The organism is Rhodopseudomonas palustris (genome assembly GCF_003591005.1).
GTDB lineage: Bacteria > Pseudomonadota > Alphaproteobacteria > Rhizobiales > Xanthobacteraceae > Rhodopseudomonas > Rhodopseudomonas palustris_K.
This window is the reverse complement of the sequence record NZ_QYYD01000008.1, coordinates 123,145-141,605: the sequence shown is the minus strand read 5'-3', so window position 1 is coordinate 141,605 and position 18,461 is coordinate 123,145. Positions and strand designations below refer to the sequence as shown.

Genomic DNA, 18,461 nt, shown 5'->3' with positions numbered 1-18,461 from the left:
TCCGGGTTCGCGCTACGCGCGCCCCGGAATGACGGTGCGTGGGGCTGGGCGGACTGGCGTCTGCTACTTCTCTGCCCCCACCGCGGTCATTCCGGGGCACGCAGCGCAGCTGCGTGAACCCGGAATCTCGCAGCGTTCTGCGACCGGCCTTCGCCCCAATTTCGGGATTCCGGGTTCGCTCACTTCGTGAGCGCCGCGGAATGACGTGCCTGGGGCTTAGAGGGCTTTGCGACTTCTCTTTGTTGTTCCGTTCGCGGCTTCTCTCGTTGCATCTGTGAAGCTGCCCGTTGCATCGGCTCGCCGCTTTCTGTCGTAGCAACCTCCTCAATTCGCCCGCATCTCCCCCTTGATCATATCCGCCGCCTTCTCGCCGATCATGATCGTCGGCGCGTTGGTGTTGCCGCCGATCAAAGATGGCATCACCGAGGCGTCGACGATGCGCAGGCCCGCGACGCCTCGCACCTTCAGGCGCGGGTCGACCACCGCACGCGCATCGTCCGCCGCGCCCATCTTGCAGGTGCCGACCGGGTGGTACACGGTGTCGACGCGGGCGCGCAGGATGGCGCGGATGTCGTCGTCGGTGCGGACGTTGGCGGTGAACAGATCCTTCTGCTGCAGGGCGCGCAGCGCAGGCGCCTGCATCAGCCGCTGCGTCGTCTTGTAGCCGGCGACCATCGCCTCGAGATCATCGGCGTCGCCGAAGAAGTTCGGATCGATCCGCGGCGGCGCCAGCGGATCGGCGCTGCCGAGCCCGACGCTGCCGCGGCTCTTCGGGCGCAGCAGGCAGACATGGCAGGAAAACCCCGTGCCCCAGTGCCGCTTGCGGCCATGGTCGTCGACCATCGCCATGCCGAAATGCAGCTGGATGTCCGGCACGTCGAGGTCCGGTCGCGTCTTCAGGAAGCCGCCGCATTCGGCGAAGTTGGTGGTCAGCGGCCCGCGTCCCTCGCGGCGATACTGGCCGATCGTGGACAGCAGCCGGCCGATGCCGGTGAAGCTGGTGCCGGTGAAGTACGGCGCATCGGACTGATAGGCGAAGATGAAGTCGGGATGGTCCTGCAGATTCTGTCCGACGCCCGGCAGGTGCTGCAGCGTCGCGATGCCGTGCCGCTGCAGCATCTCGCCGTAGCCGACGCCGGACAGCTGCAGCAACTGCGGCGTCTGGAACGTGCCCGAGGCGAGGATCACTTCGCGGCGTGCGCGCAGCTGCCGCGTCTCGTTGTCCTTGTGATATTCGACGCCGACGGCGCGGCCGCCCTCGAACAGGATTCGCGTCGCCTGCGCGCCGGTCTCGACCCGCAGGTTCGGCCGCGTCGTCCTATGCGGATGCACGTAAGCGCGCGCGGCGCTCCAGCGCTCGCCGTCGTGCTGGGTGAGCTGATACAGGCCGAGGCCCTCCTGCTCCTCGCCGTTGAAGTCGTCGCGGACGCGGAATTGCGCCTCGCGCGCCGCCTGCAGGAAGATCTCGTGCACCGGATTGTCGGTGCGCAGCCGCTCGACGTGCAAGGGGCCGCTCTGGCCGTGATATGCGCCGTTGAACTCGGCGTTGTTCTCGGCGCGCTTGAAAAAGGGCAGCACGTCCGCATAGGACCAGCCTCTCGCGCCGAGTTCGGCCCAGCGGTCGTAGTCCCATTTGTGGCCGCGGATATACACCATGGCGTTGATGGCGGACGAGCCGCCGAGCGCCTTGCCGCGCGGCTGATAGCCGATGCGGCCGTTCAGGCCCGGCTGCGGCACCGTCTCGAAATGCCAGTTGTTGAGCTTGCTTGGCACCATCAGCGACAGCGCGTAGGGCGTCTTGACTACCCAATTGTCGCCGGGGCCGCCGGCCTCGAGCAGCGCCACCGACGTGCCGGGATCCTCCGACAGCCGTCCGGCCACTGCGCATCCTCCCGAGCCGCCGCCGACCACGACAAAGTCATGCGTCTCCGTCATCGTGTCCTCCTGGATTCTTGTTGTTTGTTAGAAGCGCCGGCTCTGCGTCCGGTCGCTGGTCGTCACATCGTCAGCTCAGGACAGCCATCGCAGCAGTTTCGACAGCCGCGCGATCTTGCCGCCGTAAGGCGGATACAGATCGGCGAAGCGGTTGTAGGGCGAGCGATAGAACACCGGCTTGAGCTGGCTGAACGTGTTGAAGCCCCATTCGCCGTGATACGCGCCGGTGCCGGACGCGCCGACGCCGCCCATCGGCTGGTTCTGCTGCGCGAAGTGCACCAGGCAATCGTTGATGGTCACGCCGCCCGACACCGTGCGGGCCAGCACCTCGTCGCGCGCGGCCTCATCGGTGCCGAACCAGTACAGCGCCAGCGGTCGGTCGCGGCCGTTGACGAAGCGGATCGCCTCCGCCGCATCATCCACGCCGAGGATCGGCAGCAGCGGGCCGAAGATCTCTTCCTGCATGATCTTCATGTCGGGCGTCGCGCCGAGCACCAACGTCGGCGGAAACTTGCGCCGGCTGCTCCACGCCGGATCGTCGGCGGGTGCCGGCTGCAGCAGTTTGGCACCCTGCGCGGCGGCGTCGTCGGCGAGGCCCTGCAGCCGCGCATAGTGCCGGTCGGCGACGATCGAGGTGTAGTCGGGGTTGGCCGGATCGCTGCCGAACATTCGCCCCATCGCGGCGCGGATCTTGTCCGCCAGCGCTTCGACCTTGTCACGCGGCGCCAGCACGTAGTCCGGCGCGATGCAGGTCTGGCCGGCATTCATCAGCTTGGCATAGGCGATCCGCGGCGCGACCTCGTCGAGATCGGCGGAGCGATCGACGAGCGTCGGCGACTTGCCGCCGAGCTCGAGCGTCACCGGCGTCAGGTTGCGGCCGGCCGCCTCGGCGACGATGCGGCCGACCCGGGTCGAGCCGGTGAACATCAGATGGTCGAACGGCAGCCGCGCGAACGCCTCGGCGATGCCGTCCTCGATCCCGGTCACCACCATCTCGTCGGCGTCGAAGGTGGCCGCGACGGTCTCCTGCAGCAGCGCCGAGAACGCCGGCGACAATTCGCTCGGCTTGATCATCACCCGGTTGCCCGCGGCGAGCGCACCGATCGCCGGCGCGACGGTCAGCTGCAGGGGATAATTCCAGGGCGCGATGATGCCAACGACGCCGAGCGGCTGCGGCAGCAGCCGGTTCTGCCCCGGCCAGAACTGCAGCTCGGTCTTCACCTTGCGCGGCGCCATCCAGCGTTTGAGGTGTTTGGACGTATGCTTGATGTCGCCGAGCAGGCTGAGCGTCTCGGCGATCAGCGTCTCGACCGCGCAGCGATGGCCGAAATCGGCCGAGATCGCCTGCTCGAACCGCTGCTCGTTGTCCGTCAGCAGGCTGCGCAGCCGCCTCAAGCGGTCGAGCCGCTGCTCCAGCGTCGCCGGAGCGTCGGCGCGCGAGCGCTCGACCATGCGATCAAAACTGTCCCGCAGGGCATTGGCCCCCAAGCCGGTCGACGGCTGGTCCAGCGACCGGTCCAACGGCTGGTCCATGGCGCACTCCCAATCCGGCCGGTTGTTCTGAAATTGGGCCGCTTTCGGCGAAGTCTTGCAGGCGCGCGGGGCCGCCGCAACCGCATCCGGTTCCGGCCGTCATATAATCTTGAAAATCTGCGTCACGGGGCTTCCCAAATCCCCCGCGCATTGCTAGACACCCCTCGCGCCCCGGGCACTGCCCCGGGCCCCTTCTCAGGAAGCTTCCGGGAGGATCAATCGACGCCCTTGGGCGTTGATGGTCATCTGCTTTCTGAGGATCGCGCAAAGGTTTAACGCGGGGTGGAGCAGCCCGGTAGCTCGTCAGGCTCATAACCTGAAGGTCATAGGTTCAAATCCTATCCCCGCAACCAGCTCCCCGTTAGATCCCGCCGCCTCGGCGGCTTGATCTGACAGGCCAAGCTAAGTGGCTAGATGCCCGTGGACCTACAGGTCTACGGGCATTTTGCTGTTGACCGGGGATGCACTACGATCTTCTCGACTATCTGACGGATCGCGGAGATCGCTTGGTTGCGGTTTTGCGGGTCGGCGTCTTGCACCATGGCGTTGAGGTTGCCGACGCGTTCGGCAAGCTCGGCGGCGGCGCGCGGAAGCTGATCGCCGGGCACGCCATCGTCGCCAATTCCTGCTTGAGCGCGTCCCGCTCGGCCTCTTGGGTGGCCAGGCGGTCTTGCAATGCGCGGCTGGCGGTTGTGACGATCGCGTCGACCGTCTTCTCGATGGCGCTTGTCACCGTCTGCAGCTTGGTCTCGGCTAGCTCGCAGCGGCCGGCGCTGTCCCGCGCCAACTCGTTGCGAGCGCGATGATAAAGCCTCCAGGGAAGACCCTGCGCAGCGCCGAGCGCGACCTCGCCGATCCAGCTCTAATCACCGAATACGTCCGCGAGTGATGGGGAACGACCCGAATTCGGATGACGGGCGGAATTTTCCGGGGCCGTGGCGCCTCTCAGACGACCGGCGCAGAGGAATATCAGCGGCTCGCCAAGGCAGCGATGGAAGAGCAGAGCGCAGAAATCGCCGAGCTCAACCATGAGATTTCAGGTCTCAATGATCATATCGCGTTACTGTCGAACGAACTGAAGCGGCATGGCATCGCCCCGGCGGTGCGTTTGGAAGCACCGGTGCGCGAATAAGCGTCACTGGCTGCCCGTCTCACCCGGCCTCGAACGTGTCATACAACTACGTTTGAAACACCGGAAAAGCCCCAATCCGCGTTGAACGATCTTCTAATCTGATCGCGTACGAACGGGATGTTGTGAGCCTCCAAAATCCCGCTCTTAATGCTCCTCCAGAATGACGGATAGATCCAGGCTGGAGTTTGCGGAACTAGGCCTCCGTATCTTGACGACTCTGACGGAAATTCATCGCCGAAGCGGTAAAGAGGATCGGATAGCCAAACCTCTCTCTTACCGAAATGCCTCGCTTCCAGGAGAGCACTGGAATTTATGGCACAGACGGTGGTGATCTCCGGTTGAGCAACAAGATAGTAGAAGTTGTCCGTCACCCACTCGATGCCCGTCAGCTCTCGAACTGCGCACTGTGATGCCGAGTTTGGTGGGTCGTATGGATGGGGCTTAAATAAAACAGCAGAATGCTCCATTTTTAGTTGCTCGATCTCAGATCTATAATCACCAAAATTGCGGAATCGACGTGTAGAAAGGTCGACTATCGAGCGATCGTGTGCGACTTGACCGACTAATAATGCTGTCTTGCCAGTAAGCTGGCGTGTTGATCTCATCCACGCTGCTTTCGCTTTGATCAGCGCGACCTGCAAATCAATCGTGTCTGATGAAAGTGCGTGGAAACACAAGGCGCGATGAATGTCCTTCCTGTTAGATCGAGCCGCGATGACTAGGTCATCAAGAAATCGAATCGGGTGAAGAACAAGGTCAATCACAGAGAATCCAGCGCGATCAAAGATGCGGAGTAAATAGTCGGGCAACTCGTATCCGATGACAAGATCCGCCCCAGTGAAGTTCGCTAGGAGTTTCTGCTCCACCTCAGTGGGGAGTGTGGGCTTTGCAATTAACTGAATCCATCCTTCGATATCTAGTGGAAGATCCAGAAGGTCGTACAGTTCGTGGGCATCAACGTAGTCGCTCGAATCGCTCAGTAATGTGTCCCAAGAGACTGTCCGGACATTCCAGCCAGCGCGCCGTGCAGCTGTTCCCACGAGGGCATCGAGCCACCGAACGTTTTTCCAGGTGCCACTATACCAGTGATCGCCCTCTAGGAAGGGGCGAAGAATGTCGGAGGTAATTACGATGTTTCGTCGGCTCTTGAGAGGCATTTACAGTTACCTTCGATTGTCGGACCGCAGGATTCCAAACTGCTTCTATCTGGTCCGTAGGATTATAGTATATGATCGTTGGTAGTATCGTGTGGTTGTGTCTATGCTCGGATTGATTAGACAGTCGATAAATTCCCGATTTGGGGACGACGTTATTAGCCTATCGGTGCGTAATGTTACTAGCGAAGATCCTGGACGATAGTCTCGGCGTCGCGTTGCCATTGCCTAATGAACTCGACCAGGTTTTCGGAGAGGCTGAGCGGGCGGAGCTTTATCGGCTTATTCGGCAAAGAGAAGCAATTCTGTCGAACTGGAAATGTGACGACGGTTGGCTAACAGAGTTTTCATCGATTATTGGCGATGCGGATGTCGTTAGCTTCGATGTCTTCGATACTGCGTTGACACGGGTAGTGGAGGCGCCTGTCGATGTTTTCGCGCTGATGGAACGCTTGCTGATCTTACGATTTGGAGCGTCATTTCGAGGATTTTCGGTCGCTCGCGAGGCGGCCGAAAAGAAGGCGCGAGAGCGTGCTCGCTGCCTCGGCAGAATCGAAATCACCTTCTCAGAAATATTGGCCGAATTAGTTCAGAACAATCCCAGCTATAAAGAGTTTTCAGACATCATTGCACGCTTGGAACTGCTTGTTGAGAGGTTGTGTCTTCTGCCTGTCCTGGAAATTCGCAAGGCGGTGGACCTCGCGATCAGTCTCGGCAAACGTGTAATCTTCATTTCGGACATGTACCACAATTCGCGAGATATACGCGGCTTTTTGGTGGAATCAGGATACTCCGACAGTTTCGAGTTGCTCGTGTCGTCCGAAACCGGCGCGACGAAGGCTGCTGGTGTTCAGTGGGAGATTGTGCGTCGCATCTGTGGTGCAGAGTCCAAGGTTGTCCATATCGGCGATGACGAATGGAGCGACGTACAGTCGGCGACATGCGCTGGTATCGTGGCCTTGCAGTTTGTGAAGGCTATTTCGAACAGGAGGCGTGGGGGGGCGCTCGAAGGGGCGATTGTCCCGCTCTCTCTGGCTGCGCGGAAAGCACAACTGTGGTCTGCACAGCAGAAGGTCAGACAAGAGCCATCTGAGACGATGAGGGTCCTTGGGCGCTCTTGGGGGGCCGTTGTAATCGGCTCCTATATCAAGTGGTTAAAAGAACGGGCTGAGAAGGCCGGCGTTAGGAAGTTGTACTTCTGCGCCAGAGACGGATACTTGGTGAGAAATGCATGGATCGCGTCTGGTTTGGCAGAGGCATCGAGCATTCAGGAGCGGTATCTCTACATCTCAAGAAGAGCTCTCAACTTGGCGGCGGGCTTTGTCTCCTCGAGCTCGACGGAACTTAGTAAAATCGCCTTGGACACACTTGCTCAGTCTTACAGACCGCACAGCGTTCTTCAAATACTTAAACGATCGAACTTAGACTGCATAGAGCGGTTGGTACACGACGCCCAGACGGCGTTCGGCTCTCTAGATGCTATTGTAGGTTGGCCTGATGGCGTCAATTTGCTGAAGTCGCTCTTTCAGCGCCATTCGGAAGAGATCTATCGGTGTCTCGGCGTTGAGTACCAGAATGCCGTTCGCTATCTTTGTCAGGAGGGACTGCAGGATGGTGAAATAGGCCTCGTTGATGTCGGCTGGCACGGCACAATGCAGGCTTCAATCGTCAGCATCCTCCGAGCGAGTGGATTGAAACCCACCATCATGGGTTTCTATTTTGGCTTGTGGCCGGCTGCTCAATCAAACCGTCCTCGTGCCGGCTGGATGGAGGCGGCGTTTGGTAATGATTATATCCCTCACGACGATCAGAGGGCGTTAAACAATTCAGTAGCGATACTTGAAAATCTACTTTCCTCAAGTGAAGGGACAACGCTCGGTTACGGCGTCAAGAACGGCGTCATGTCTCCGGTATTGGCGCCGCCAAACGAGTTCACCTCGTACAGCGCTTCCTTGATTGAACCTTTTCAAACTGCGACTCTTGAGGGCATTGCGGCCATCTTCAAACGGCAAAAGGATTCTCTAATCGCTTTGGAGGAATTGTCATTGGATGCGGGAATGGCCGCCCTGGCTAGACTTTCACTGTCGCCATCGAATAACGAATTACAGTCGATCGGTTCGATACGACACTCGGGTGATTTCGGGCATGCTCTATTCGAGACATTGATAGGGTCGCTCTCCAACGACAGCTATCACTCAGTGGCCCTTTCGGACACCGAGTGGCCTATCGGAACTGCTTTGGCCGCACTAAACAAGTGCGTTGATCCCGAAAGTCGTTCCCGTCTGCGGCAGGATATTTGTCGTCAGCTCACAAACTATGATGAGCGAACGTTCTCGCAATTTCTCTAAGGGTAATGGTTATGTTGGATAATTCGCTTCCGATGGTTGATACGCCATGCGGGCGCCCCGATGAAACGTCTGACGTCGCGGTCATTATGCGGACGAAGAATCGACCTCTATTGCTACATCGTTCTTTGAGTAGTGTTTTGCTCCAGTCGTTCGAGCGTTGGCACCTCTACCTCGTGAACGATGGTGGTGATCAGTTCGAGCTCGAAGATCTGTTGAGAATGTATAGGCCTGTCTTCGGATCGCGCCTGACGGTGATGCATCACGAGGTCAGTAAAGGGATGGAGGCTGCAAGCAACGCAGCGCTTCGGGCGTGTCGGGAGGAATTTGTAGCCATCCATGATGATGACGATACGTGGAACCCGGAGTTTCTAAGTTCGACAGTGTCGTTTCTTTCGGAACGCAAAAACAAATGCTTTGTTGGCGTAACAACGGGCTGCAAGGTTGTCTTTGAGCGGATCTCTGACGGTGCGGTTGAGAAAGTGCACGAAGAGCTTTGGAGGTTCAATCAGGGACCGATATCGTACTCCGATCTAATTGTCGCAAATAGATTTCCACCGATTTGTTTGGTGTTTCGAAGGTCAGTAGTGAAGGAGATCGGGCTGTTTGACGAGGCGCTTCCGGTCCTGGGGGATTGGGATTTTAACATTAGGTTGATGCGAGTCGGGGATATTGGGTTCATTCGACAGACACTCGCTGGCTACCACCACAGAACTGCGGGGACCAACTCAGTCTATAGCAATACGGTTGTTGATGGTGTGCAAATGCACCGCGAGCAAGAGGTTGCGGTTCGCAATCGATTGTTGAGAAGCGTGACGCGTGACCTCCCAATGGAGGGGCTTCTTCAGGCTATCACACAGCAAGTGGATGTTGCACTTGCACCCTTGAAGCAACAGATGGCATCTTTTGATGAGTATCAGCGTCTCCTAAGCGAGCGGTCGGGATCGGTAGAAGCATCGTTGCAGCAGCTCGTGTCGGTGAGCCTCCAGGCTCACTCGACTATCAATGAAATCAGTGTCACAGCGGTCTGGCTGCGCAAGATGTTGCGGCCGATCCATTGGAGTTGGCGAAGGATGCTGCCAATCCGGCACCGCATTGCACTTTGGCGTGGGAGATTTCGCACGCTCTCCGCCGATGGATCTTCGGTGCATTCGCGTTAGTTTGTGTCTTGGGGTCGGGGTTTGTGCCGATCAAGGGGCGACCGTGCTCGAAGAACATCAATTAGTCTGGGTCCCCTCAACCAAATCGAACCCCGGTCCTTGTGGCCGGGGTTTTGTTTTGTGGCCGTGCATCGCTGACAGCGGCGCCCGCGCGTTTGCCCGGCACTCTCCATCACGATGAATACGCGTCAGCCCGATGGTCTCACGCTTCCGCTTTCGCGGTGTCACCCCTCCGCAACAGATAAATATCCATCACCCAGCCCTTCGCTTCGCGCACCTGCCGCCGCGTGCGGCTGATCTCGGCGGCTACGTCTTGCAGCGGCCCCGAGATCAGGACTTCGTCGGCGAGGCCGAGATTGGCGGCCCAGTAGATCTCGAGGTCGGCGGGGTCGATCTTGGCGAAGGTCTCGTCTCCGTCGAGCATCACCACGGTGCTGTCGGCGTCGATCGGCAGGCCGGCGGCGAGCTTGCGGCCGGTGGTGATGGTGATCGGCTCGCCGATACGGTTGAGCGCGATGCGGTGGCGTGCCGCCAGCGCCTGCACGGCGGTGATGCCGGGGATGATCTCGGTGTCGATCGCCAGCCCCTGCGCGCGCAGGCGGTCGAGGATGCGCAGCGTGCTGTCGTACAGCGTCGGGTCGCCCCACACCAGAAACGCGCCGCAGCCCTCGTCGGCGAGTTCGCTGGTCAGCAGCGCCGCGTAGCGCGCCGCGATGGCGGCGTGCCAGTCGTCGACCACGGCGCGATAATCGTCGCCGGCCGGGGCGCGCTGCGGGATGTCGATGCTGACGAAGCGCGCGCCGGGCGTCTTGATGAAGCGGCGGCAGATGGCTTCGCGCGCGGTCTTCAGCTCGGCTTTCTCGGCGCCCTTATCGGGCAGGAAGAACACGCTGGCGCGGTTCAGCGCCTCGACGGCCTGCAGCGTCAGGTAGCTGGGGTCGCCGGGGCCCATGCCGATCAGGAGAAGTTTGCGCATCGGGCGTGATCCTATCGGTGCATCAATGGCGAAGGGAGATTCCGGGTTCGCGCGCGAAGAGCGCGCGCGCCCCGGAATGACCGCGGGGTGGGGGCTGGCGAACTAACCATGGCCGGCGATCGCCGCGACGCCGAGCAGCAGGCCGATCTGCGTCAGCTGTTCGGTGGCGCCGAGCACGTCGCCGACATAGCCGCCGATCAGCCGGGCGGCGGCCAGCGCCGGCAGGGCGCCGAGCGCCACCGCGCCGATCAACCCGCAGGCGGCGGCGCCGGGTTCGGCTGCGATCAGCCACGCCAGCCCGAGCAGCGTCAGCACCACGGCGACGATCGCCCCCGCCGGATCGAGCCGGCTGTCCGGATAGGTCAGCTTCGCGGTCGCCACATTGCCCGCATAAGGCAGCATCGCCATCGCCGCCAGAATGCCGGCGCGGCCGAGGCTGTGGCTGGCGACCAGCGCGGCGGCGCCGAGCCAGGGCGGCAGTGTCGCCAGCGCGGCGATGCGCAGGACCAGGCTGGCGATCAGCGTGACGGCGCCGTAATTGCCGATGCGGCTGTCTTTGATGATCGTCAGCCGCTGCTCGCGCGTGCGGCCGCCGAACAGCCCGTCGGCGCTGTCCGCAATGCCGTCCTCATGCAGCGCGCCGGTGAGGGCCACGCCGGCGATCACCGCCAGCACGGCGGGCACCAGGCCGGACCAGACCGCCGACACCGCGATCAGCACGCCGCCGCAGCACAGTCCGATCAGCGCGCCGACCAGCGGGAAGTATTTTGCGGCCGGCAGCAGCCAGTCGGCATCGAACTGCGCGACGCGCGGCGCCGGCAGGATCGTCATGAACTGCAGCGCGTTGAAGAACGGGCGGAGTTCGCGGGTCACGGCCTTGGTCCGAAACGGCCGGCCAGCACGTCGGACAGGTCGGCGAGTTCGGTGAGGATGCCGGCGGCGGCGCGCAGCAGCGGCACCGCCATCAGCGCGCCGGTGCCTTCGCCGAGCCGGAAGCCGAGGTTGAGATACGGCGTCGCGCTCATCGCGCCGAGCAGCACGGCGTGGCCGCGCTCCGCGGAGCGATGCGAGAACACGCAATAGTCCAGCGCGGCCGGATGCAGCCGCACCGCGACCAGCGCCGCCGCGCTGGCGATGAAGCCGTCGATCACCACCGGCCGCCGCTTCGCCGCGGCGGCCAGCACCGCGCCGGCCATCATGGCGATCTCGTAGCCGCCGAAGTCGGCGAGGACTTCGAGCGGCGCCGATGCGTCGCTGCGGGCCGCCGCGATCCGCGCCACCGCGCGCTTGTGCGCGACGCCGGCATCGTCGAGTCCGGCGCCGCGGCCGACGCACTCGTCGATCGGCGTGCCGGTCAGCCGATGCGTCAGCAGCGCGGCCGAGGTGGTGTTGCCGATGCCCATTTCGCCGATCGCCACGATATCGACGCCGCCGTCGATCGCCTCCGACACCAGCGCGATCGCGGCGCCGAGCGCACGGCGCGCGTCGTCGAGGCTCATCGCCGGCTCGCGGCTCGCATTGCGGGTGCCGTGGCCGATCTTGCGGTCGATCAGTCCGGGATGCGGCGGCAGGTCGGCGGCGATGCCGGCGTCGACGACGCTGACTTCAGCCGTCACCGCCCTGGCGAGCACGTTCATGCCGGCGCAGCCGGCGAGATACGCGTTCACCATCGCCTGCGTCACGCTGGCCGGGTAGGGCGAGACGTTGTCCTCGGCGAGGCCGTGATCCGCGGCGAACACGAACACCATGGCGCGCTTGGTGCGCGGCGGCGCCGGGTGCCAGATCATGCCGAGCTGAACAGCAAGGTCTTCGAGCCGGCCGAGCGAGCCCGGCGGCTTGGCCTTGCCGTCGAGCCGGGCGCGCAGCGCCGGTTCGAGCGATCGATCGACGGCGGTGATCGGCAGGTTTTCGAGATGATCGAGCAGTGCGTGCATGGCGCGAAATCGTTTCGGCGAGACAGTTCGGATGCGGTGCGGACGACACGGCGAGCGGCAGATCGCGGCGCCGCCGCACGTGCATGCGCGGAGGCCGGCAACCAGGCGCGGGCGTTGCAGGAAAGGTTACGTGAGGAGCGGATGCGGCATCGGAACGTCCTTCTTCGACCCACCGTCGAATGGCATGTTGCAGGGTCTCCGGCCGGTCTCCTGGCTTTGCGGATGTTGTCCCGATCGCCTTCCCGCGGCCGCAGGGATGGCCGCAGTGGCGTGTGACCGGAGACGATCCGCTTACAGTTGCGGGGGCAGCCGCGGCCTCGGCGATCGCTCGCCTCACCGCATTCCCGTTTCACCCCTCCGCGGAAGGGCACCGAAGATGCCGCACCACAGCACGCTGCCCAGGCCTGTGCAACTGCGATGACCGGCTTTAGCGGCCTGGTCCGACGAAGGTGCAACGCGGATCGGTAGCAAGGTCGGGTGAGTGTCGGCGCAATCTGCAGGCCGATGCAATGGGTTGATCGCCGCGCCGTGATTCTGCTCTAAGTCGCGGCCACACCGGGGCCGGACCCGACTCGCGGGGGAGATTCGGTGTCAGAAGGAAGTGGATCGTTTGAAATCGCTCGGCATTATCGTCCTGCTGGCCTTGGCGGTGTTCGCCTATGGTCTGTACGCCGACATTACCCTGACGCGCTGCGTGCGCGGATCGGTGACGGCCGCGTTGGGGCTGTGCGCCAAGGGCGATTGAAGCGGCCGGGCCGGACGAAATCTGCAAACTCCGCGGATGCACGGTCGTATCTGACGTCGAGGTCGATGGGGGTTGCGGGCGATGACGGCGGACGACAGCAGCTCGTTTTACGACAGCGTGGCGGTCTTCTCCGGCTTTGCCAGCCTAATGGATCCGGCGCTGTACACGTCCTTGCCAGATGACTGGGTGGTCGGAACCGCCGACATCGTCGACTCCACGGGCGCGATCGCCGCGCAGCGCTACAAGGCCGTCAACATGGCCGGCGCCTCGGTCATCGCGGCGATCGCCAATGCGCTGCAAGGCCGCGATTTTCCGTTCGTGTTCGGCGGCGATGGGGCGAGCTTTGCGGTGTCGCCGCGCGATCGCGAAGCCGCCTCCACAGCAATGGCCGCCGCCGCCGCTTGGGCACGCGACGAACTCGATCTGACGCTGCGCATCGCTTTGGTGCCGGTCACGGCGATCCGGGGTCATAGGCTCGACGTTCGCATCGCACGGTTTGCGCCGTCGCCGCACGTCCGCTACGCGATGTTTGCAGGCGGCGGTCTTGGTTGGGCCGAGGCCGCGATGAAGCGCGGCGAATTCGCCGTCGATGCGGCGCCGCCCGGCACATTGCCGGATCTCACCGGCCTGTCCTGCCGGTTCGAGACGATGCCGGCGACGCATGGCGTGATCCTGACGCTGCTGGTCCTGCCGGCCACCGACGCGACCAGCCCGGCATATCGGGCGCTGGTCGAACGGGTCATAGCGCTGACCGAGCGCAGCCCCGATGCCGGCCGGCCGGTCCCGTCACAAGGGCCCGGGCTGCGATGGCCGCCGGCCGGCTTCGAGCTCGAAGCGCGGACCGTCCGGGGCGGCTCGCTGCTGGTCCGCCGGGTCGGCGTGCTGGCCTACACGCTGTTCGCCTATGTGGTCATGCGGTTCGGCATCAGCGTCGGCGGCTTCGTGCCGCAGACCTATCTGACGCAGGTGGTGGAGAATTCGGACTTCCGCAAATACGACGACGGCCTGCGCATGATCCTCGACTGCGCGCCCGACCTCGCCGACGCGCTGGAGCAGACGCTGGCGGCGGCGGCCGAGGCGGGTGTCGCGCACTACGGGGCGCTCCGCCAGGACGCGGCGATGATGACCTGCTTCACGCCGTCGGCGACGCGCAGCGATCATGTGCATTTCATCGACGGCGCCGGCGGCGGCTATGCGGCCGCGGCGATGGCCTTGAAGGCGATGCGCGCCTGACGGCCGCGGTCGTCAGCGTCCGTCGAGCGTCCAGGTCTCGCCGCCGCACAGCGAGCCGACGCAGCCCTCGACATGCAGCGTCGTCGGTCCGGTGTGCGACAGGCTGGTCTCGTAGGTCTTGCCGTCGTCGGCGTTGTAGATGTGTCCGGCCCATTTGCCCTGCGACACCGGACGCATGTCGCCAAAGATCTGCAGCCCGATCATCGGCCGCGAGGCGCGGGCCGGATCCGGGTTCTTGTCATCGACCTGGGGACGGCCGGTGTTCGGATCGATCGGCTGCCTCAGCCACACGACCGTGCCGCACAGCGCCGCGCCGCAATTCCTGATCCGCACCTTGGCGTCACCGGCCTGCGTCAGCCAGGTGCCGGTCGGGCCGGACTGCGCGCTCGCGGCGGCGGGCGCCAGCATGGCGAACATGACGGCGGCGAACAGTGCGGTGCGGGTGATCATCTAGCCTCCAGTCCTCATTGCGCACGCGGCACCGCAGGTCGGTGCAGCGCGAAGCCCTGAATAGCAGAGGCCGAGGATTCGTGGCAAAGGCGGGGCGGACACAAGATGCGGAGCGCGGCTGCGATCACTTGCCCCACCGCGACAGATGGATCGCCAGCACGGTGCCGCCGCCGTATACCACCATCGCGGCGGTCACCAGGGCGAACAGCGTCCAGGCCGGCGCTGCGCTCGCCGCCAGCGCGGTGCCGCCGATTGCGACCAGCAGCAGTCGCGCGGTCGAAGCCAGCACCGGGCCGCCGACCTTTGCGGCGCCTTGCGAGGCGAAGTACAGCGTCACGCCGAGGCCGAAGAACGCGAAGGACGGCCCCGCCCAATGGAAATAGGAGTGCGCCGCCTGCGTCACCGCCGGATCGGTGGTGAACAGCGACACCCACAGGCCCGGTGCGATCGCCAGCACCAGGCCGATGACGCCGAGCACCAGCGCCGACACGGCGCCGGAGGTCCACGCCACGCGTCGCGCGCGCGCTACCTGACCGGCGCCGACCGCCATGCCGACCATCGGGATCGAGGCGACGCCGACCGCGAAGGCGATCGGGATCAGCAGGAATTCGAGACGCGAGCCGATGCCGTAGCCGGCCAGCGTCGCGGTGCCGTAGCTGGCGAGGATCTTGGTGAAGATCAGAATCGTCAGCACCGATTGCAGCGGTGCCAGACAGGCCATCGCCCCGACCTTGAGGATGTCGACGAACATCGACCGCTGAAACGTGAACGATCGCACCTGCAGCCTCAGCCGTGCGCGGCCGCTCGCCATGATGCCGAGCAGAAACAGCGCGCCGAGCGTCCAGGCGATCAGCTGCCCCGACGCCACGCCCGGCATGCCGTAACGCGGCATCCCGAACAGACCCAGGCCGAAGGTGCCGCCGATCGCGATCTGCAGCACCGCGACCGCCATCAGCGTCGCCGAGGGCAGCACCATGTCGCCGGTGCCGCGCAGCACCGACGCGAGCGTGTTGACCAGCCAGATCGACACCGCGCCGGCGAACACCACCACCGAGTAGCTGCAGGCCTGTTCGAGCACTTCGCCGCGGCCGCCGAGCAGCGTGTACAGCGATCGGCCGAACACCTGCATCAGCAGCGTGAACGCCAGGCCGCCGCACACCCCGATGATCAGGGCGTGCAGCGCCAGCACCTCGGCACGGACCCGATCGCCGGCACCCAGCGCGCGGCTGATCGCCGAGGATACGCCGCCGCCCATCGCGCCGGCCGACATCATCTGCGTCAGCATCGCGAACGGAAATACCAGCGCCATCGCGGCCAGCGGCTCGGTGCCGAGCCGGCCGATATAGGAGGTCTCCGCGATCGACACCACCGCGGTCCCCACCATCGCAATGGCGTTCGGAATCGCCAGCCGGGTCAGCGTCGGCAGGATCGGCGCAGTCAGCAACTGGTTCGGCGGCGGAGCGGGCAGGGGCATGTTGGCCGGTGCGTCGATTGTCATTGGCTCCCGCCCTGGTGGTCCGCTCCCTGCCGGCGGCTCGGTTTATATTATGATCGACATATCAATAGCGCGCAAGCTCGCCGGGCCTGCGCCGAAAGCAGGCGTCACCACGGCGAGCCGCAGAGGTCGAGCGTGCCGCCGCGAACCTTGCGGCGCAGATCGAGCTGCAGCGGCGTCAGCTCGCGATAAGGCGCTTTGCCGCCGCCTTGATCGGCCGCGATGGCGCCGTCGTAGCGCTGCCAGCCGCGCGCTTCGAAGAAACCGGCCTGCTCCGCATTGCAAAACGCCAGGCCGCAATCGATCGCCTCGTGATCGCGCAGCGTCTGCACCGCGGCCGTCAGCGCCAGTGAGCCGAAGCCCTGGCGCCGCCGGTCAGGCCGCGTGGCGAGCTCACCGAGGCCGCCGACCTGACACTTGCGGCCGTTCCAGGTGATGATCCGGATAGTAATCCCGACCTGGCAGACGAGCTCTCCCGAGGACTCGATCAGCACGCGCAGCGTCGGGTGGTGGCGCTCTGCGGCGGCGCGCTGAGCCGCGCCGTCCGGCGGCCACACCGCCTCGAGTAGCGGACGCACCGTCGGCCACGCCGCGTCGCCCGACAGGATATCGATCTCGATGCTCATCCGTTCTCCTCGCCGCTCCACCCCTGCGTTCTATGCAGAACCACGATACCGGCCGCAAGGATGGTCAAACGCCGCAATTCAGGGCAAGACTGCCCGCATAAATACAAGACTCAGAGGAAATCGTCCTATGAAGGCAGCAGAGCTCACCTCGTTCCAGCGCTGGTCGATCCTGATCGGCGCTTCGGTGCTGCTCAGCCTTGCGATGGGCATGCGGCAGAGCTTCGGACTGTTTCAACCTTCCGTGATCCGTGACGTCGGCATCACCAGCGCCGACTTCTCGCTGGCGACGGCGTTGCAGAACATCATCTGGGGCGTGACCCAGCCGATCGTCGGGCTGATGGCGGATCGTTACGGCTCGCGCTGGGTGATGCTCGGCGGCGTGGTGATCTACGCGGCGGGCCTGGTGCTGATGATGACCGCCGACTCGGCGCTGACCTTCACGCTCGGCTGCGGCGTCTGCGTCGGCATCGCGCTGTCGTGCACGGCCTCGAGCATCACGATGACGGCGACGTCGCGCACCGTGTCGCCGGCGAAGCGCAGCGTCGCGATGGGCGCGGTGTCGGCCGCCGGCTCGCTCGGCCTGGTGCTGGCGTCGCCGCTGGCGCAGACGCTGATCACCAATTCGGGCTGGCAGATGGCGCTGATCGGCTTCATCGGTCTCGCCGCGGTGATGCTGCCGTCGGCGTTCTTCGCCGGCGGCTCCGACAAGATCGACATCGATAAGGCCGACGACAGCGAGCGCTCGGCCGGCGAAGTGGTGCAGGCGGCGCTCGGCCATTCCGGATTCGTCGTGATGGCGACCGCGTTCTTCGTCTGCGGCCTGCAGCTCGTGTTCATCACCACGCATCTGCCGAACTATCTGGCGATCTGCGGCCTCGATCCGTCGCTCGGCGCCAGCGCCCTGGCGACGATCGGCCTGTTCAACGTGCTCGGCTCCTATGTGTGCGGCTGGCTCGGCGGCCGCTATCCGAAGCAGTATCTGCTCGGCGGCATCTACATCGTCCGCTCGCTGGCGATCGCGGCGTATTTCTACTTCCCGGCCTCGGCAGCGTCGACGCTGGTGTTCGCCGCGGTGATGGGCGCGCTGTGGCTCGGCGTCATCCCGCTGGTCAACGGCCTGGTCGCGCAGCTGTTCGGGCTGCGCTACATGGCGACGCTCACCGGCATCGCCTTTTTCAGCCATCAGGTCGGCTCCTTCATCGGCGCCTGGGGCGGCGGCATGATCTACGATCACCTCGGCACCTACGATCGCGCCTGGCAGGCCGCAGTGCTGATCGGCCTGATCGCCGGCACCGCCCAAATGCTGATGAACGTCCGCCCGCCGCGCCAGCGCGAACAGATCGTGGTGCCGGCGACGGCGTGAGCGCGCGGCGGCACCACGTTCAACACCACGTGCCGCTTCCGTCGTCGATCCCTCACCACGTTCGTCATGGCCGGGCTTGTCCCGGCCATCCACGCCTTTCCTACTTCTCCGTCAGCAAGGCGTGGATGCCCGGGACGAGCCCGGGCATGACGGTGGGGAGAAGTTGGTGCCGATGACATCGGCGGAGTATTACGCAGCGCCAGAGGCCGGTAAGATCACGAGCCGGTAAGATCACGCCATTGCCGGTAACTGCTTCTATACGCTGCGTCTCTTGCGCCAAAGACTGCGCTGCGACAGACTGTTGCAATTCAGAATAGATATTGGGTCCTTGCCCGGAACCTTCTATAAGAGGGCTCGTTAAGTCGACGTCCCCCACCATT

16 protein-coding genes, 1 tRNA gene and 1 riboswitch are annotated in these 18,461 nt (G+C 63.9%); of the genes, 8 read left to right on the top strand and 9 right to left on the bottom strand.

Annotation, left to right across the window (positions count from 1 at the left end; all coding sequences use genetic code 11):
* Window positions 1-324: 324 nt before the first annotated feature.
* Complete coding sequence (locus D4Q52_RS09795; protein ID WP_119856365.1) at window positions 325-1,935, bottom strand: GMC family oxidoreductase; 1,611 nt, start codon at window positions 1,933-1,935, stop codon at window positions 325-327.
* 75 nt (window positions 1,936-2,010) lie between these two features.
* Window positions 2,011-3,468 carry a coniferyl aldehyde dehydrogenase gene (locus tag D4Q52_RS09790; RefSeq protein ID WP_425328469.1) on the bottom strand — a complete coding sequence of 486 codons (1,458 nt, stop codon included), beginning with the start codon at window positions 3,466-3,468 and terminating at the stop codon, window positions 2,011-2,013.
* 276 nt (window positions 3,469-3,744) lie between these two features.
* Between D4Q52_RS09790 and D4Q52_RS09785 the strand changes: the two genes are divergently transcribed.
* The 3 genes from D4Q52_RS09785 to D4Q52_RS09775 all read left to right on the top strand — a co-directional run bounded on the left by D4Q52_RS09785 (window position 3,745) and on the right by D4Q52_RS09775 (window position 4,600).
* Window positions 3,745-3,821, top strand: a tRNA-Met gene (locus D4Q52_RS09785).
* Between the two features lie 108 nt (window positions 3,822-3,929).
* The gene (locus D4Q52_RS09780; RefSeq protein WP_119856364.1) at window positions 3,930-4,274 is read left to right on the top strand and encodes a hypothetical protein; all 345 of its coding nucleotides are present in this window, start codon (window positions 3,930-3,932) and stop codon (window positions 4,272-4,274) included.
* A gap of 104 nt (window positions 4,275-4,378) precedes the next feature.
* Window positions 4,379-4,600, top strand: a complete 222-nt coding sequence (locus D4Q52_RS09775; protein ID WP_119856363.1) for a hypothetical protein — start codon at window positions 4,379-4,381, stop codon at window positions 4,598-4,600.
* Between the two features lie 38 nt (window positions 4,601-4,638).
* Here D4Q52_RS09775 and D4Q52_RS09770 read toward each other — a convergent pair whose 3' ends face one another.
* The gene (locus D4Q52_RS09770) at window positions 4,639-5,757 is read right to left on the bottom strand and encodes a hypothetical protein (RefSeq protein ID WP_119856362.1); all 1,119 of its coding nucleotides are present in this window, start codon (window positions 5,755-5,757) and stop codon (window positions 4,639-4,641) included.
* 173 nt (window positions 5,758-5,930) lie between these two features.
* On the opposite strand from D4Q52_RS09770, the gene D4Q52_RS09765 reads away from it, so the two are divergent.
* Window positions 5,931-8,102: an HAD-IA family hydrolase gene (locus D4Q52_RS09765; RefSeq protein WP_119856361.1), complete on the top strand. Its 2,172-nt coding sequence runs from the start codon at window positions 5,931-5,933 to the stop codon at window positions 8,100-8,102.
* A gap of 11 nt (window positions 8,103-8,113) precedes the next feature.
* The gene (locus D4Q52_RS09760; RefSeq protein ID WP_182915277.1) at window positions 8,114-9,259 is read left to right on the top strand and encodes a glycosyltransferase family 2 protein; all 1,146 of its coding nucleotides are present in this window, start codon (window positions 8,114-8,116) and stop codon (window positions 9,257-9,259) included.
* 202 nt (window positions 9,260-9,461) lie between these two features.
* Here D4Q52_RS09760 and cobF read toward each other — a convergent pair whose 3' ends face one another.
* From cobF to cobT, 3 genes are all read right to left on the bottom strand, one after another.
* The gene (gene cobF, locus D4Q52_RS09755; protein WP_119856359.1) at window positions 9,462-10,235 is read right to left on the bottom strand and encodes a precorrin-6A synthase (deacetylating); all 774 of its coding nucleotides are present in this window, start codon (window positions 10,233-10,235) and stop codon (window positions 9,462-9,464) included.
* A 102-nt stretch (window positions 10,236-10,337) separates the two neighbouring features.
* Window positions 10,338-11,108 (bottom strand): adenosylcobinamide-GDP ribazoletransferase, encoded by a 771-nt coding sequence (cobS, locus tag D4Q52_RS09750; protein WP_119856358.1) that lies wholly within the window; start codon window positions 11,106-11,108, stop codon window positions 10,338-10,340.
* A complete protein-coding gene (gene cobT / locus D4Q52_RS09745; protein WP_119856357.1) occupies window positions 11,105-12,169 on the bottom strand; it encodes a nicotinate-nucleotide--dimethylbenzimidazole phosphoribosyltransferase in 1,065 nt (354 codons plus the stop codon). Before cobT ends, cobS begins: the two co-directional genes overlap by 4 nt.
* Before the next feature lie 183 nt (window positions 12,170-12,352).
* A riboswitch (cobalamin riboswitch) is annotated at window positions 12,353-12,559 on the bottom strand.
* Window positions 12,560-12,779: 220 nt separating this feature from the next.
* On the opposite strand from cobT, the gene D4Q52_RS26895 reads away from it, so the two are divergent.
* Window positions 12,780-12,914 (top strand): hypothetical protein, encoded by a 135-nt coding sequence (locus tag D4Q52_RS26895; RefSeq protein WP_263859008.1) that lies wholly within the window; start codon window positions 12,780-12,782, stop codon window positions 12,912-12,914.
* An 81-nt stretch (window positions 12,915-12,995) separates the two neighbouring features.
* Window positions 12,996-14,147: a DUF3095 domain-containing protein gene (locus tag D4Q52_RS09740; protein WP_119856356.1), complete on the top strand. Its 1,152-nt coding sequence runs from the start codon at window positions 12,996-12,998 to the stop codon at window positions 14,145-14,147.
* Between the two features lie 12 nt (window positions 14,148-14,159).
* Here D4Q52_RS09740 and D4Q52_RS09735 read toward each other — a convergent pair whose 3' ends face one another.
* From D4Q52_RS09735 to D4Q52_RS09725, 3 genes are all read right to left on the bottom strand, one after another.
* Window positions 14,160-14,597, bottom strand: coding sequence for a DUF2147 domain-containing protein (locus D4Q52_RS09735; RefSeq protein WP_119856355.1), 438 nt, complete (start codon window positions 14,595-14,597; stop codon window positions 14,160-14,162).
* A gap of 124 nt (window positions 14,598-14,721) precedes the next feature.
* Window positions 14,722-16,095 carry an MATE family efflux transporter gene (locus D4Q52_RS09730; protein ID WP_119856354.1) on the bottom strand — a complete coding sequence of 458 codons (1,374 nt, stop codon included), beginning with the start codon at window positions 16,093-16,095 and terminating at the stop codon, window positions 14,722-14,724.
* A gap of 104 nt (window positions 16,096-16,199) precedes the next feature.
* Window positions 16,200-16,718 carry a GNAT family N-acetyltransferase gene (locus D4Q52_RS09725; RefSeq protein WP_119856353.1) on the bottom strand — a complete coding sequence of 173 codons (519 nt, stop codon included), beginning with the start codon at window positions 16,716-16,718 and terminating at the stop codon, window positions 16,200-16,202.
* Window positions 16,719-16,845: 127 nt separating this feature from the next.
* Here D4Q52_RS09725 and D4Q52_RS09720 point away from each other — a divergent pair, with 127 nt between their 5' ends.
* Complete coding sequence (locus tag D4Q52_RS09720) at window positions 16,846-18,081, top strand: MFS transporter (protein WP_119856352.1); 1,236 nt, start codon at window positions 16,846-16,848, stop codon at window positions 18,079-18,081.
* Window positions 18,082-18,461 lie beyond the last annotated feature (380 nt).

Excerpts from the sequence above, each read along its gene's own strand:
- D4Q52_RS09795 (WP_119856365.1), bottom strand. The coding sequence starts at position 1,935 with ATGACGGAGACGCATGACTTTGTCGTGGTCGGCGGCGGCTCGGGAGGA.
- D4Q52_RS09790 (WP_425328469.1), bottom strand. The coding sequence starts at position 3,468 with ATGGACCAGCCGTTGGACCGGTCGCTGGACCAGCCGTCGACCGGCTTG.
- D4Q52_RS09780 (WP_119856364.1), top strand. The coding sequence starts at position 3,930 with ATGCACTACGATCTTCTCGACTATCTGACGGATCGCGGAGATCGCTTG.
- D4Q52_RS09775 (WP_119856363.1), top strand. The coding sequence starts at position 4,379 with ATGACGGGCGGAATTTTCCGGGGCCGTGGCGCCTCTCAGACGACCGGC.
- D4Q52_RS09770 (WP_119856362.1), bottom strand. The coding sequence starts at position 5,757 with ATGCCTCTCAAGAGCCGACGAAACATCGTAATTACCTCCGACATTCTT.
- D4Q52_RS09765 (WP_119856361.1), top strand. The coding sequence starts at position 5,931 with ATGTTACTAGCGAAGATCCTGGACGATAGTCTCGGCGTCGCGTTGCCA.
- D4Q52_RS09760 (WP_182915277.1), top strand. The coding sequence starts at position 8,114 with ATGTTGGATAATTCGCTTCCGATGGTTGATACGCCATGCGGGCGCCCC.
- cobF (WP_119856359.1), bottom strand. The coding sequence starts at position 10,235 with ATGCGCAAACTTCTCCTGATCGGCATGGGCCCCGGCGACCCCAGCTAC.
- cobT (WP_119856357.1), bottom strand. The coding sequence starts at position 12,169 with ATGCACGCACTGCTCGATCATCTCGAAAACCTGCCGATCACCGCCGTC.
- D4Q52_RS09740 (WP_119856356.1), top strand. The coding sequence starts at position 12,996 with ATGACGGCGGACGACAGCAGCTCGTTTTACGACAGCGTGGCGGTCTTC.
- D4Q52_RS09735 (WP_119856355.1), bottom strand. The coding sequence starts at position 14,597 with ATGATCACCCGCACCGCACTGTTCGCCGCCGTCATGTTCGCCATGCTG.
- D4Q52_RS09730 (WP_119856354.1), bottom strand. The coding sequence starts at position 16,095 with ATGACAATCGACGCACCGGCCAACATGCCCCTGCCCGCTCCGCCGCCG.
- D4Q52_RS09725 (WP_119856353.1), bottom strand. The coding sequence starts at position 16,718 with ATGAGCATCGAGATCGATATCCTGTCGGGCGACGCGGCGTGGCCGACG.
- D4Q52_RS09720 (WP_119856352.1), top strand. The coding sequence starts at position 16,846 with ATGAAGGCAGCAGAGCTCACCTCGTTCCAGCGCTGGTCGATCCTGATC.